We start from the raw sequence: 13504 nt of genomic DNA, 5'->3' as shown, positions 1-13504 counted from the left end.
GTATGAAGAGGTAACGGCAATGACAAATGACAACTAGCCTCAAAGAATGGAGTTGTATGCATCATGGCTTTAGACGGACTCGTCCTTCATGCAATTGTTCACGAACTTCAAATGTATGTAGGAGGCCGCATTAATAAAATTCACCAACCGAGCGAAAATGACGTCGTACTTCAAATTCGCACCCAAAGGCAGAACGTGAAGCTGCTCCTTTCCGCCAACCCTACGTATCCACGCGTCCAAACGACAGAGCAAGTTACCATGAATCCGATGGATGCTCCGATGTTCTGTATGCTGCTTCGCAAATATTGTGAAGGTGGCGTCATTGAGGTCGTGGAACAAATCGGTATGGAACGTGTCATTCGTTTGCAGATTCGTCATCGTGACGAATTAGGAGATATATCCCTCAAGCATATTATTGTGGAAATCATGGGACGTCACAGCAATATCATTTTGCTTGATCCAGCTACAGGAACGATTCTAGATGGGATCCATCATGTGACGCCAGCTATCAGTTCTTATCGGGTAGTCATGCCGGGGAGTACATATGTAACACCGCCTGAACAGGATAAACAAAATCCACTTGAGGTTGATAGCACAGCATTCTTCCAAGCCTTAGAGCGGACAGCGTCGTCAGATGAGGTTTCCGTATCTCCATCGCCAATTAAACCTGAGCAGCAGCTGGTTGCTGCATTCAGCGGACTCAGTCCACTGATCGCCAAGGAAATCGTATATCGGAGTATGCAAGGAAAAACGGAAGTCGAAACCACATCGCTTTGGCAGGCGTTCAGTGAAGTCATGACCGCGATGCGCGAGGATCGCTATGAACCTGTCATTGTAGAGCAAGAACCGACAGGCAAGCTGTTCTTCGCGATGACACCACTTACGCATATCAAAGGCACGTCGAAATCATACGCTACGCCAAGCTTGTGTTTGGAGCAATTCTATGGCGACAAAGCGGAAAGAGATACGGTTAAACAACGTGTATCTGATTTATTGAAATTTTTACAAAATGAAGTCAATAAAAATGTAAAAAAACTGGAAAAGCTCCAGGATACGATCGAAGACTCCAAGGACGCGGATAGATATCGCATTCTCGGAGAGCTGTTAACCGCCTCGCTTCATACGATCAAGAAAGGCGACAAAGAAGTCCAAGCCATAAATTACTACGATGAAGATCAGGCAATGATCACCATCACATTGGACCCGCTTCTTGGCCCGGCGGAAAACGCTCAGCGCTATTTTAAGAAATATAGTAAATTGAAAAATAGTACGGTAATCGTCGAGGAGCAAATTGCCCAAACGCATCAAGAGATCACCTATCTCTCGACGCTACTGCAGCAGTTGAGTGTTGCCTCCTTGCCGGATATTGAAGAAATTCGTGATGAGCTTATGGAGCAAGGCTACGTGCGCGACCGCAACAAAAAGCAGCGTAAGAAAAAGAAAAAAGACAAACCAGCTCTAGCCTGCTACGAATCCAGCGAAGGTGTTCCTATCTATGTTGGGAAGAATAATACGCAAAACGAATATCTGACGAATCGTCTTGCTTCTTCTATGGATACATGGTTGCACACCAAGGATATTCCTGGCTCCCACGTCGTCATTCGCGGTGAGTTCAGCGACACCACCTTACTTGAAGCCGCGCAGCTAGCTGCTTACTTCAGTCAAGCCAAAAACTCCAGTCAAGTTCCTGTGGATTATACAACTATCAAACATGTCCATAAACCAAACGGCTCGAAGCCTGGCTTTGTCATTTATGTGAATCAGAAGACACTTTATGTGACCCCGGAAGAAGAAGAAATCAAGCGATTGAAAGTGACCATTAAATAGACATACAAAAAAACCTATCAAGAGAATAATTTTCTCGATAGGTTTTTCTATTTTCTAGGTAAATCACCACTGCTACAAGTCCCATTGCTTAATTAATGATAGTAAATAAGCCTTTACTTGTTCTTGCAAATCCGGACGCTGTAAGGCGAGTTCAATGGTTGCTTCAATATACCCCAGCTTGTCCCCAACGTCGTAGCGCTTCGCTTGCATCAGGTAAGCCGCCATCTGCTGTTCCTTGTTCAGCACACGCAGTGCATCCGTTAATTGAATTTCGCCGCCGCGGCCAGGCTCTTGACGCTCCAAAATGCGGAAAATTTCCGGCATAATGATATAACGGCCAATTACTGCTAAATTCGAAGGCGCTTGATCACGATCAGGCTTCTCTACCAGATCCTCGATCAAGCGATAGTTCTCGTAACTCGTCGCAGGAGAAACGATCCCATATTTGCTAACATCAGCCCAAGGCACCTCTTGAACCGCGATGACGGAGGTTTCCGTCTGCTCATAAATATCCATCATCTGTTTAAGCCCTGGCGGAGAAGATTGAAGAATATCATCCCCAAGTAATACAGCGAATGGCTCATCTCCAATAAATTTGCGCGCGCAGAGAATAGCGTGACCCAAGCCAAGCGGCTGCTTCTGACGAATGTAATGAACATCCGCTAGATTAGACACCGATTTCACAATCTCCAGCAGCTGAGTGCTCCCTTTTTCTTCAAGCATCATCTCAAGTTCTACGGATTTATCAAAATGATCCTCGATCGCGCGTTTGTTACGCCCAGTAACGATGATTATATCCTCAATGCCGGACTCAATCGCTTCTTCTACAATGTACTGAATCGCTGGTTTGTCAACGATGGGCAGCATTTCCTTGGGCTGCGCTTTGGTTGCGGGCAAGAAACGTGTACCTAGTCCTGCCGCGGGAATAATGGCTTTCCGAATTTTTTTCATGAAAGATCCTCCTAAAAGTTTTGAGTAACCCGTGCAAGCGAAGTGTAAAATGGCAACCTCAAAACTCGCTTCGGAAGCATGCGCTTGACTTTAAAAGTTCCACGACATCCATGCCGATGCGTTTCGAACCGATGGCCCCGTGGAAAGCCGTATCACCACGTACGCCATGGAAATCAGAGCCTGCCGTAATCAGCAACCCATTACGCTCTGCAAGAAGTCTATATCTTTCCTCATCTTCTGGCGAATGATCGGCATGATACACTTCAATGCCATCTATTCCTTGTGAAGTAATGACCTCTACTAGAGCATCATCGTGATAAATACCGGGGTGTGCAAGCACCGCTTTGCCCCCAGCCTCATGAATCCACGTTATCGCCGTAGCCGGCTCAATGCGAGGTGGATTGGCGTAAGCCGCCGCTCCAGTAGCCAAATAACGATCGAAAGCTTCCGTGATTGTACTTACATAGCCTTTATTCACGAGCACAGCAGCAATATGCGGTCGCCCTACCGTATCACCTTTGCGCTTCACATTCGCAACTTCTTTGAGAACTTCCTCCATCGTAATGTCGATACCAAGCTCCTGCAGTCGTGCAACGATCATCTCATTGCGTGTATCCCTTGTTTCACGCAAAGACGACAAGCGTTGTAGAAATTGTTCATCGGCAATGTTCATGTAATAACCCAGAATATGAATGTCCTGACCACCAGCAACCGTTGAGATTTCTACCCCAGGAACAACGACAATGCCCAATTCCAAGCCTGCCGCAAGAGCCTCCGCTACTCCCGAAATGGTATCATGATCGGTAATCGCAATGGCACCTAATCCTGCTTCTAGCGCCATAACGACATTGGCTCTCGGCGACTGCGTCCCGTCTGAAGCTGTTGTATGTGAATGTAAATCTGCTTCCATTGAATCCCCCGTCCTTCTTATAGAAAACGACTTAAATCTTCTTGTCTCAAGAAAGTCATGAAGCTTACGGCCGAAATGGGCAGCAAGGTCGAGTTTAAATAAATCGCATAAAAGCTGCGCTCAAACACGATATTTTCGATTTTCTTCACTTTAAATAGACCTAGCGTTACCTCATGCTTCACGGACGATTGCGAAAGGATAGAAATCCCTAATCCCGCTTCAACAGCCGATTTGATGGCACCTGTGCTTCCAAGCTCCATTACAATCTTCATCGAGGAGCAATCCATGTTGCAGCGAGCGAATTCCTCCTCCATAACTCTTCGAGTACCTGAGCCCTGTTCACGCAGAACAAACGGATACTTCAATAATTCTTCCAACGTAACAACCGGGGCATCTGCTAGCGGATGATCCGAAGGGACAATTAGTTTCAGCTCATCGCTAAGAATTGGTTCGGTATGAACATCCGGGTGATGAATAGGTGCCTCAACAAGGCCGAAATTGAGTTGATGACTAAGCACTTCATCCAAGATTTGTGCCGTATTCATTACTTTCATTGAAACAGAGATGTTCGGGTAATCCTTGCTGAAGGGGCCAAGAAGCCGCGGTAAAATGTACTCCCCCATCGTTAAGCTGGCACCTAACTGAAGCCGCCCTTCAATCATCATTGTAAATTTCGACATTGCAACATCGGTGTCTCGAATAAGTTCAATGCTATTTTTGGCAAATGGCAGCAAAGCTCGTCCCGCCTCGGACAGTTCGATCTTCTTGGTGCTGCGATGAAAGAGTTTCACGCCAAAGTAATCTTCAAGTGACTGTACCTGCATCGTCACGGCAGGCTGTGTCATATGTAACGCACCGGCTGCATGTGAGAAACTGCCTTTTTCCGCTACGGTATAGAAAATGTGTAATTGATGAAAATTAAGTGCCATGATATACCGCCTCTCTTTGCTTCATTATATGAAATCGAACCCGTACAGTCCATCAAGACGACAAAAAAGAGTATGTCTGCCCCAGACATACTCTGCTCAATGACATGATTAGCGCCGCTTGCGACTATTCTTGATTAAGGTCATACGACGAGAGTGTCTCAACCAGGAATAGTACGATTTCAAATCGCGCAGCTCCATGGTCTCTGACATTTTGCCAAGAAAGGTAACGATGATCATTTTGTGCAGAGGATTGCCTACAAGATCCGTCTCATGCTCCAAATGTGAGAATTCGGCCACAACCACCAAATCATCATCAATCAGATAGACGTCTTCTTCGTTCCGATAATAAGGGACCATGCTATCATTTTTAAGCTTCTCCCAAAGAAACGCGCAGATTTCCTCAAGTGAATTGTTATCGCTAGAAATACGATCGCTCCATCTCAGCTTAGCATGATTCGTGATCACGATATCCGCCACTTTCTTATCACCTAGCTGTACGAAGAATGGTTCGTAAGTACTCCATCTCCCCATAACCTTATCTTTCATGATCACATCCCCTTTCCTATTTAAATGGGACTCAATACCTACTCCCTGAAGTTCTGTAAGTTATATTTTACTGTATTATAACTTTTTTTCCCATGGAAGAATATATAAAATTATTAATAAGTATTTATGAAGACAACAAACTATGCCTAATTTTCGGAAAATTGAGAAAACTTCTAACAAAGTCATTCAAACAAGACTGACCAAGGTCCATATAATGAGAAAAAAAAGAAAAAAGCTTCTCACGAAGCTTTCATTTTGCACTGTAGCCTCAAAGCGTGTAAAATCTAGTTTTGTCAGGAACGTCACTACTATACTCTGTTTTAATTTCATTACGATATGATTTCTCTACCTTCTTGACGTAAGGTAACTTGAGTAGGCTGCGTGTGGTCTCTTCCAATTTGCTGGCATGTATATAAAGAACTGCATAATTCATTTTCTTGGATATGTAATGAAGGGAACCGAACCGCTCCAAATTCCTGGCGGCTTTAATATCGTTTACCCAAATGATTAATCCGCTTCGCTCAATCATCATGATTGCAACCTCTTTTCAATAATCCTAGTATGGAGTGATCTCACAACATGAAGCCATCAGACACTATTGTCCGCGTGTCTCGCGGACATATAACAGAAAGCATACATCGCATCCACCTTGCTGTTGTCGATAACCAAGGAACGCTCCTGCACGGTGCAGGCGATCCACACCTGCTCACCTTCGCCCGTTCGACAGCGAAGCTGATTCAAGCCTTGCCGGTCATTGAATCCGGCGCGGCTGATCATTTCGGCCTGACAGAGGCCGAAATTGCCTTATGCTGCGCTTCCCACAATGGGGAAGCTGAGCATGTAAGCACGGCCCGCGGCATCCTAGGCAAGCTAGGGTATCATGCCAAGCATCTGCAATGCGGTGCGCATGAGCCGTACCATGCGCCAACTGCACAAGCGATGCGTGAACGGGGAGAGTCCCCGTCAACTTTGCACAACAATTGCTCGGGCAAACATTCGGGTATGCTATCCTTAAGCAGCCATCTTGGCGCTTCACCAGACACCTATATGAGCCCGGATCATCCTGTTCAGGTGTTAATGTTAGATGCTGTGAGCGCCATGTCAGATGTGCCTAAAGAGCAAATGGAGCTCGGAATTGACGGCTGTGGCGTCCCCGTGTTTGGGATGCCGATCAACCATCTCGCGCTCGCTTTTGCCCGATTGGGCAGCCCCCAAGGACTATCTGCAGAGCGTGCAAACGCTTGCCAGAGAATTGTCAATGCTGTGCGAAAATATCCTCAATTCCTCGCAGGAAGCGACCGCTTCGATACGCGATTAATCGAGGTTACAAATGGTCGAGTCATAGGCAAAATGGGCGCTGAAGGAATCTTCGCCCTCTCCATACCTGAGCAAGCCATCGGCTTCGTCTTAAAGGTAGAAGATGGTAACATTCGTGCCTTGTATCCCGCAGTCACTGAAGCGTTAAAGCAGCTAGGGTATCTCTCGGAAACCGAGGTCAGTGAGCTCAAGGAGTTCCATACACCTGCCGTTCACAACTGGCAAGGAACCGAGGTCGGACGCATCCGCCCCGATTTCTGCCTGTGAGGCCGCCGCTTTTGATCACGAAGTAGTCCATGAAGCATATTCGACATCGAAGATTGCATTCAGCCGGAAATTCCGGTGCTCACGTAGCTTACACTACGCTACGCTCCTCATTTCCTAGCTTCTTTCAATCTTCTTGGTGGTGAAAACCGGACCTTTTGATCACGAAGTAATCCTTACATTAACCGCAATTCCCACTGCAGCTTCCACCGGAGCTGCAGCCTTTGCCGGTTGGCAAGGGGTTATTGCTTGGCACTTTAATCGAATCTGATACCGCGTGAGCAATCGTCGTTGAAACGGTGAACAACAAGTCATCCAAGCGATCCTCAGCTTCTTTGTACTTACGAACAGCCTCAACAGCTAGGAGCTTCTCTTGCACATCATTCACAGCTGCTAAGGCATCGTGATAGCTCGGGTGATAATGCCCAAAACGCTCGCACTCCTCAAAAGCATCTTTCTTCCTAGCAAACACAGCTTGCAAATCTTTCACTTCTTTGCTGTTCGCGACCTCGGTCTTCCAATATAAATAATCTGCAACTTCCGCAGAAGAATTGATCATATCACCCATATCGTAGGCTTGCATAAGGATAGCCGACATATCCAGTGTTTCTGTTTCCATTGTTTGTAACATTACGACAACCTCATCCTTCCTCGCGAAAAAGTCTATAACACTTCTATCATATCACAGTTCGCCAAGAGTTTCTTCCTTTTCTCTCACAGATCCATCGTTGATTCCTGGTAATATGAGCTTCATCTCTTTCCAATCCTCGCTGGTCCAAGCAATCTCCTCATATTCTTCCCACCCCTCCAGAATCCAACCTGTTCGATCTTCGCGCAGCATGCGAGGGATAATGAAGCAGTCGCGTCCTTCTTTTCTCAACTGCAGTACACTTTTCCATTCGATGGCTTTACGAATCATATCCTTTCGAGTAGAGGCATGATAGTCGCGTAACTCTTTAATCCAACTCATGGGAATTTGCTGCATATCTGGATATAAGTCCTCCCGCTGTGGCAAATACGGATCAATTTCATATAATTGTATCGTATCTTTAGAGTAACAGAGACCTAATTGAGGCTCATACAATGATGGAATCTCCTGCCCTTCATCACTCGATACATTCGGAATTGTACTTTGATTGGGGTGGAACCCCATCGCTTCCAAGCATTTCGTCAAATGTTTAATATGCGCGTGTGAAATAATAAAATTAGTTTCTCCCATGCGCTCTCCGAGCAGCTTGCGGCACTTCTCATTCCGAAGCAAAGCTTCAGCTACCTCATTCGTTTGACAGCGAAGCAGTGTCACATCTGTTAGGTAGAGCTTGTCCTTCTGTTCCTCCCACTGCTGTAAGGTGATGATTACTTGTTCTGGAACCTGATAATAAGCATGATCTCGCAGAATTTGAATCACGTTTGAGGCCCTCAGACCGTGATCTAACGCTCGCCCAAAGCTATCTTTGGTCAAACGATAGGTACGTACGAGATCAGCGTTCTGCAGGTCAGCAAATGCGGCTACTTCCCACTCTAAGCGCAGAGAAGCATTGGGCGGTAAAAGCACTTCGAAATCGGGCTGAACATAGAGCGAGGGCTCGGTTCGGAGACACCGTTCGATGTGGAAGTCTGAACCCTCACCTGTAATCAACCGCGGTTTGATCAGCCATCTGAACCAAAGTTCCCCCTCTTGATCTTCTGCCAATTCGACAAAACGAAATGTAAACAATGGCCTGATCCAAACTGCCATCAACTCCTGACGAAGAGCCACCTCGTCCATCGGTTTATGTCCAATCGAGCAGCAAGAGAGTATGGCTTTCATCAACTCCGAAAAACTGTACCAGTGTAAGTCAGTTGCCTTATCCATGAATGAGATTCCATGCTCGAGCCAAACGGGCGCTGGAATTAATGCCTGCCGCCAAATACGATACAATTGAGTTTGTTGGTGTTCATAGGGGTTTTGAAGCCAACGCTCGAAATTACGATGATGGAATAGAAACCGGTTGCCCACTTCATTTTTATAGAGAAAGCCCATCCGTATGCCCAATTCAAGCATCAACGCAGCAGGCTCATCATACACGTCCGTGAATGCGTAAGTAAGTCCTGACTGCGTGAGGATTCTTGCGGGCAAACTCACATGTTCTGTAATCTTCTGCAACTGCTTCTTATGTAAAGTTCCTTTATTCGTAAGGGAAAGTTCGGACTGTCGCGAACAGCTGACCATACAATGAAACAATTGCTGCGCGAGTCCCCGTGGATTCGAAGTGACACCTTCATCCATATCTGCCATACGGTCGCTGAGATCGAGATCACTTAACTCGTCTAACTCATTTTGCCCGGTAGGCCATACGGTAGGAAATACTAGGCTCTGCCACCCTGAGAATGCATCCTCAGGCAACGTATACAACTGTTCTCCCCATGATTTACGGAAAGCAACAATGACACCATAACGACGAAGCCCCCATAGCCCCAAACTGACTTGAGCACCAGCCATTTGGAGCACCGCTTCTTTTTCCAACCTCTCGCTAGTAAAAGGCAGACAGCCGAACGTCGACATCACTAGGTGCAGCGTACGCTGCTCATCAGATGAAAGCTGACGATAGAGTTCAGCTAGGTGAGTAGGCTGCGTAAGAATCTCTCCTAAAGAGTCCCCTGACGTACGGAGTGCAGAGCACCACGGTTGTCTTAAAATAGACTCCTTTAACGAAACCGGCATTTTCCTTTCCACATGCTCATACTTCATTTTCCAAGCCTACCTCCTCATCTTATCGCTTCATTCCAGCTTGTAATCTCATATTGATAGCCTTGCTCTACAAGAAAAAGCTGCCTCTTCATTGCGAAATCCTGTTCTTTCGTGTCTGCGCTAACGAGTGAATAGAAGACGGCTGTGTTCTCACCATTTCGCTTCGGCCGAAGAATACGACCCAGTCGTTGTGCTTCTTCTTGCCTCGAGCCATAACTTCCCGAAACCTGAATGGCGATTGCTGCATCTGGGAGGTCGACAGCGAAATTCGCCACTTTGGAAACGATGAGCAGTGGGAGCTGTCCCTTTTTGAATTGCTCATATAGCTCTTCTCGACGTTCGTGAGGAATACTGCCGCATATCATGGGAGCACCTGTATGAACGGCAATTTCTTCGAGCTGATCAATATATTGACCGATAATTAACGTCGGTTCATCCGGATGGAGCTTCAACAAATAATCAATGACCGCAAGCTTCGCTGTATTCTCCCCAGCAATCCGGAACTGGTGCCGAGATTCTGAGGCATGGTAACGATCACGGTCCATAATTGATAGAGGTACGCGCACTTCTTGGCAGGTCACCTTGGCCAGCCACCCCATCGTTTCAAGCTGCTTCCACGCCATGTCATATTTCTTGGGCCCGACCAATGAGAAAACGTCACCCTCTAAGCCATCTTCTCTAATTAGCGTTGCCGTTAAACCGAGCCTACGCGTGGCTTGTATCTCCGCAGTCGCACGAAAAACGGGGGCAGGCAGAAGGTGAACCTCATCATAAATGATGAGGCCCCACTCCCTCTCGCTAAATAACCGTAAGTGCGAGAATTCAGCCTCTTTGCTCCCGCGGTGCGTTAGAATTTGATAAGTGGCAATGGTGATGGGCCTAATCTCCTTCGTGGTGCCATTGTACTCACCTACTTGATCACTCGTTAGACCTGTCTTACTTAATATTTCGCGCTTCCATTGCTTCACCGACGTTACATTCGAGGTAAGGATCAGTGTTGCACAGCTTGCTTTCGCCATTGCGGCGATCCCCACTACCGTCTTACCTGCTCCGCAAGGAAGCACCAGAACACCGCTTCCACCATGGCCAACCTGCTGAAAAGCGTCTACGGCTTGCTTTTGATAATCACGCAGTTGGAACGGCTCATCCATCTGATCTTCCTCACGCCAAGGAATTTCCAGAAATTCGCCGCTGCGGTAGGAAGCTAGATCCTCCACTGGATAACCGAGCTTCATTAATTCTTGCTTCAAAATCCCCCGATAGCTAGGTGATATGGCAATAGCCCGTTCACCACGGGCATCCTTGAGATATTTTTGCAAGGATTCATAGGCACAAATTTCTTTGAATACGACGGTATCCTCGCTTACTAAGAAAAGTTCCTTCCCCACATGCAGCATGCGTAAAATCCCATAGCGCTTCGTATATTTGCGAATCATGCTAAGAACAGCAGAAGGGACACCGAATTTGGCATGCTGCTGCAAGCAAGCTGTCATCTCCTCCAACCCCATGCCTGCTGCAGCTGCATTCCATAAAGACAGCGGAGTAACCCGATAGGTGTGAAGATGTTCTGGACTTTTCACTAGATCTGCAAAGCGAGCCAGCTTACCTTGAAGCTTGTCAAATTCAGGATGATTCGTTTCGAGGAGGATAGATAAATCGCTCTGAACAATCAGAGGCTTTGAAGGATCCATAGTCAATCGCATATTCCCTCCTTTTTCCTTTAGTATGAAGGGAAAGTACTTGATTTAAACATGGACTCCATGCTAACGTATCTCAAAAGAGTTCATATATGGCAATAATCCCGACAATCATGATGGCGAATACAGATACCCAACTTGCAACTATGCCAGAGCGCACACCAACTTTTTCCTCTTTCGTGTACCAATGTGCTTTCCTCGCGCGGTCTTCAACATCTTTCACATGAGCCTCAAATTTTTTCTCTATATCGTATAAGTTCCACATGATAATTCCCCCCATCCTTTGGTTGGAATTGATTTTAACATGGCAAGAAGTACCAGAGTTATCTATAATAAATGATCGTTTCGATCGAAAATAGTGATGGTTGAGGAGTGCATACAGATGGATCTTACCTTATATAAAACACTGCTCGAAGTAGCGAAATGGCAAAACTTTACGAAGGCTTCCGAAAAATTGGGATACGCTCAGTCTAGTGTGACCTCCCAAATTCAAAAGCTAGAGATCGAATACGGGGTTGAAATCTTCGAACGCATCGATAAAAAGATGAGACCGACGCCTGCGGGGGACATTTTACTGCGATATGCAGCGAAAATTTTGAAGTTATATGAGGAATCCAAAATCAATGTAGCTGGTCAGACGACAGGAAGCTTTATGATTGGCACACACGAAACAACGCTCTTCTCCTACATGCTGCCGCCGTTCCTTGGCGCTTTCAAAAAGTGCTTTCCAAACATTACAATCACCATCAATGAACTATTGGAAAATGATACGTCCCGTGCGCTGAAGGCAGGCGAATGCGATTTAGGATTCATCGTCGACAAGGAACTCAGCGATCCTGATTTAATCTATAAGACGATACAGGAAGAGGAATTTGTCATTGTGGCAGCACCTGATCACCCCTTAGCCGCGAAATCGGCTATTGTACCAGAGGATCTCAATGGCGCTGAAATTCTGATGTCCATCTCAGGAGGACGCTGCCGGAAATTATTTGAAACGATGCTGCGTAAGCATAATGTGCAGTATACACTCACCTATGAGATCAACAACTATGAAACGATCAAGAAATGCGCCATGCACGGGCTCGGTCTTTGCTTACTGCCAAAAACGACCGTAACGACGGAAACACAAAACGGGCAGTTAGCGATATTACCGCTGAACTACCCGAATTTTAAATTGAATGTGCAATTATGCTATCATGCCAAAAGACAATTATCTGTACCCTTGACAAACTTCATCCAGCTCATGTGTGAAACTACTCCACACGAACGGCTTTCTCTTGGGCAATCAAGCACAATTCAGCCGCTTTGAACGTATGTGCTTGTGTCATCGCATTTTCTGTACGATGAATGCAATCCAGAATCAACTGACCGAAGAAAGGAAAGCCTACTTGTCCATGCAGACTGTAGTGCTTTTCTCCTTGTTGGTTGACTAGATACAATTGATCCCCTTGCGGATCGCGAGCAATATCAATATATTTACGCAGCTCGATATAACCCTCAGTTCCAAGAATCAATGTGCGCCCGTCTCCCCATGTTCCTAAGCCATTAGGTGTCAGCCAGTCTACACGGAAATAATTCGTTGCCCCATTATCTCCAATCAGTGTCGCATCGCCGAAATCCTCAAGCTCTGGATAATCCTTCGCATGATAATTCGCAACTTTACTACTTACGACTGTCGCATCTTTACAGCCCGAATAGAAGAGGAACTGCTCGATTTGATGGCTGCCGATATCACATAGAATACCGCCATATTTATCCTTCTCGAAAAACCAATCCGGACGGCTTGAGGCATTTAAACGGTGAGGTCCTAAGCCAATAACTTGAACCACGCGACCAATCGCGCCTTCTTCAATCAACTGACCTGCGAAAACCGCACTTTCCACATGAAGCCGCTCACTATAGTAAACAGCATACTTACGTCCTGTAGCTTCAACTACAGCCTTCGCAGCAGCAAGCTGGTCCAGGGAAGTAAATGGTGTTTTATCAGTAAAGTAGTCCTTGCCATGCTCCATCACACGAATCCCTAAAGGACCACGCTCTGAAGGTACAGCTGCGGAAGCGACAAGCTTCACTTCTGGATCATGAAGAATCTCCTCTTCAGAACCAGCAACCTGAGCCTGTGGAAACTTCGCGACAAATGCCGCTACTTTCGCCGGGTCTTGATCGTACACCCATTTAAGCTCAGCCCCAGCTTCAAGAAGTCCGTTACTCATGCCATAAATATGACCATGATCCAACGCAATTACTGCAAAGGTAAACTCCCCTTTTTGAACAACAAGGTTCGGTTTCCCTTTTGGCGCATAATTCATGCCATCATTTTTTTGCATATTGA

General features: G+C 46.2%; 13 protein-coding genes. 3 read left to right on the top strand and 10 right to left on the bottom strand.

Features of this window, described 5'->3' with window-relative positions:
- The first annotated feature begins 63 nt into the window (after window positions 1-63).
- Entirely contained in the window at window positions 64-1827 is a 1764-nt protein-coding gene (locus ACSQ8O_RS17800) for an Rqc2 family fibronectin-binding protein (RefSeq protein WP_436242736.1), read from the top strand.
- Window positions 1828-1899: 72 nt separating this feature from the next.
- Here ACSQ8O_RS17800 and galU read toward each other — a convergent pair whose 3' ends face one another.
- The 5 genes from galU to ACSQ8O_RS17775 all read right to left on the bottom strand — a co-directional run bounded on the left by galU (window position 1900) and on the right by ACSQ8O_RS17775 (window position 5695).
- Entirely contained in the window at window positions 1900-2778 is an 879-nt protein-coding gene (galU, locus tag ACSQ8O_RS17795; protein WP_056612386.1) for a UTP--glucose-1-phosphate uridylyltransferase GalU, read from the bottom strand.
- Window positions 2779-2836: 58 nt separating this feature from the next.
- Window positions 2837-3688, bottom strand: a complete 852-nt coding sequence (locus tag ACSQ8O_RS17790) for a PHP domain-containing protein (RefSeq protein ID WP_436242735.1) — start codon at window positions 3686-3688, stop codon at window positions 2837-2839.
- A 17-nt stretch (window positions 3689-3705) separates the two neighbouring features.
- Window positions 3706-4617 (bottom strand): selenium metabolism-associated LysR family transcriptional regulator, encoded by a 912-nt coding sequence (locus ACSQ8O_RS17785; protein ID WP_056612395.1) that lies wholly within the window; start codon window positions 4615-4617, stop codon window positions 3706-3708.
- Between the two features lie 108 nt (window positions 4618-4725).
- A complete protein-coding gene (locus tag ACSQ8O_RS17780; protein ID WP_056612399.1) occupies window positions 4726-5163 on the bottom strand; it encodes a hypothetical protein in 438 nt (145 codons plus the stop codon).
- Window positions 5164-5431: 268 nt separating this feature from the next.
- Entirely contained in the window at window positions 5432-5695 is a 264-nt protein-coding gene (locus ACSQ8O_RS17775; RefSeq protein ID WP_056612401.1) for a YlbG family protein, read from the bottom strand.
- Between the two features lie 47 nt (window positions 5696-5742).
- On the opposite strand from ACSQ8O_RS17775, the gene ACSQ8O_RS17770 reads away from it, so the two are divergent.
- Window positions 5743-6747 (top strand): asparaginase, encoded by a 1005-nt coding sequence (locus ACSQ8O_RS17770; protein ID WP_436242734.1) that lies wholly within the window; start codon window positions 5743-5745, stop codon window positions 6745-6747.
- A 178-nt stretch (window positions 6748-6925) separates the two neighbouring features.
- On the opposite strand, the gene ACSQ8O_RS17765 is transcribed toward ACSQ8O_RS17770, so the two are convergent.
- From ACSQ8O_RS17765 to ACSQ8O_RS17750, 4 genes are all read right to left on the bottom strand, one after another.
- Window positions 6926-7375, bottom strand: a complete 450-nt coding sequence (locus ACSQ8O_RS17765; protein ID WP_436242733.1) for a YlbF family regulator — start codon at window positions 7373-7375, stop codon at window positions 6926-6928.
- Window positions 7376-7426: 51 nt separating this feature from the next.
- On the bottom strand, window positions 7427-9475 hold the full coding sequence (locus tag ACSQ8O_RS17760; protein WP_436242732.1) for a helicase-associated domain-containing protein: 2049 nt from the start codon (window positions 9473-9475) through the stop codon (window positions 7427-7429).
- Window positions 9476-9492: 17 nt separating this feature from the next.
- On the bottom strand, window positions 9493-11178 hold the full coding sequence (locus ACSQ8O_RS17755) for a DNA repair helicase XPB (protein ID WP_056612410.1): 1686 nt from the start codon (window positions 11176-11178) through the stop codon (window positions 9493-9495).
- Window positions 11179-11248: 70 nt separating this feature from the next.
- Window positions 11249-11437 carry a hypothetical protein gene (locus tag ACSQ8O_RS17750; protein ID WP_436242731.1) on the bottom strand — a complete coding sequence of 63 codons (189 nt, stop codon included), beginning with the start codon at window positions 11435-11437 and terminating at the stop codon, window positions 11249-11251.
- 117 nt (window positions 11438-11554) lie between these two features.
- Here ACSQ8O_RS17750 and ACSQ8O_RS17745 point away from each other — a divergent pair, with 117 nt between their 5' ends.
- Complete coding sequence (locus ACSQ8O_RS17745; protein ID WP_436242730.1) at window positions 11555-12481, top strand: LysR family transcriptional regulator; 927 nt, start codon at window positions 11555-11557, stop codon at window positions 12479-12481.
- Here ACSQ8O_RS17745 and ACSQ8O_RS17740 read toward each other — a convergent pair.
- A complete protein-coding gene (locus tag ACSQ8O_RS17740) occupies window positions 12426-13499 on the bottom strand; it encodes a Gfo/Idh/MocA family protein (protein ID WP_436242729.1) in 1074 nt (357 codons plus the stop codon). The two genes, ACSQ8O_RS17745 and ACSQ8O_RS17740, sit on opposite strands and share 56 nt — an antisense overlap.
- Window positions 13500-13504 lie beyond the last annotated feature (5 nt).

The organism is Paenibacillus sp. LjRoot56, from assembly GCF_964253335.1.
Classification (GTDB): domain Bacteria; phylum Bacillota; class Bacilli; order Paenibacillales; family NBRC-103111; genus Paenibacillus_E; species Paenibacillus_E allorhizoplanae.
This window is presented reverse-complemented; position numbering and strand designations above follow the sequence as displayed.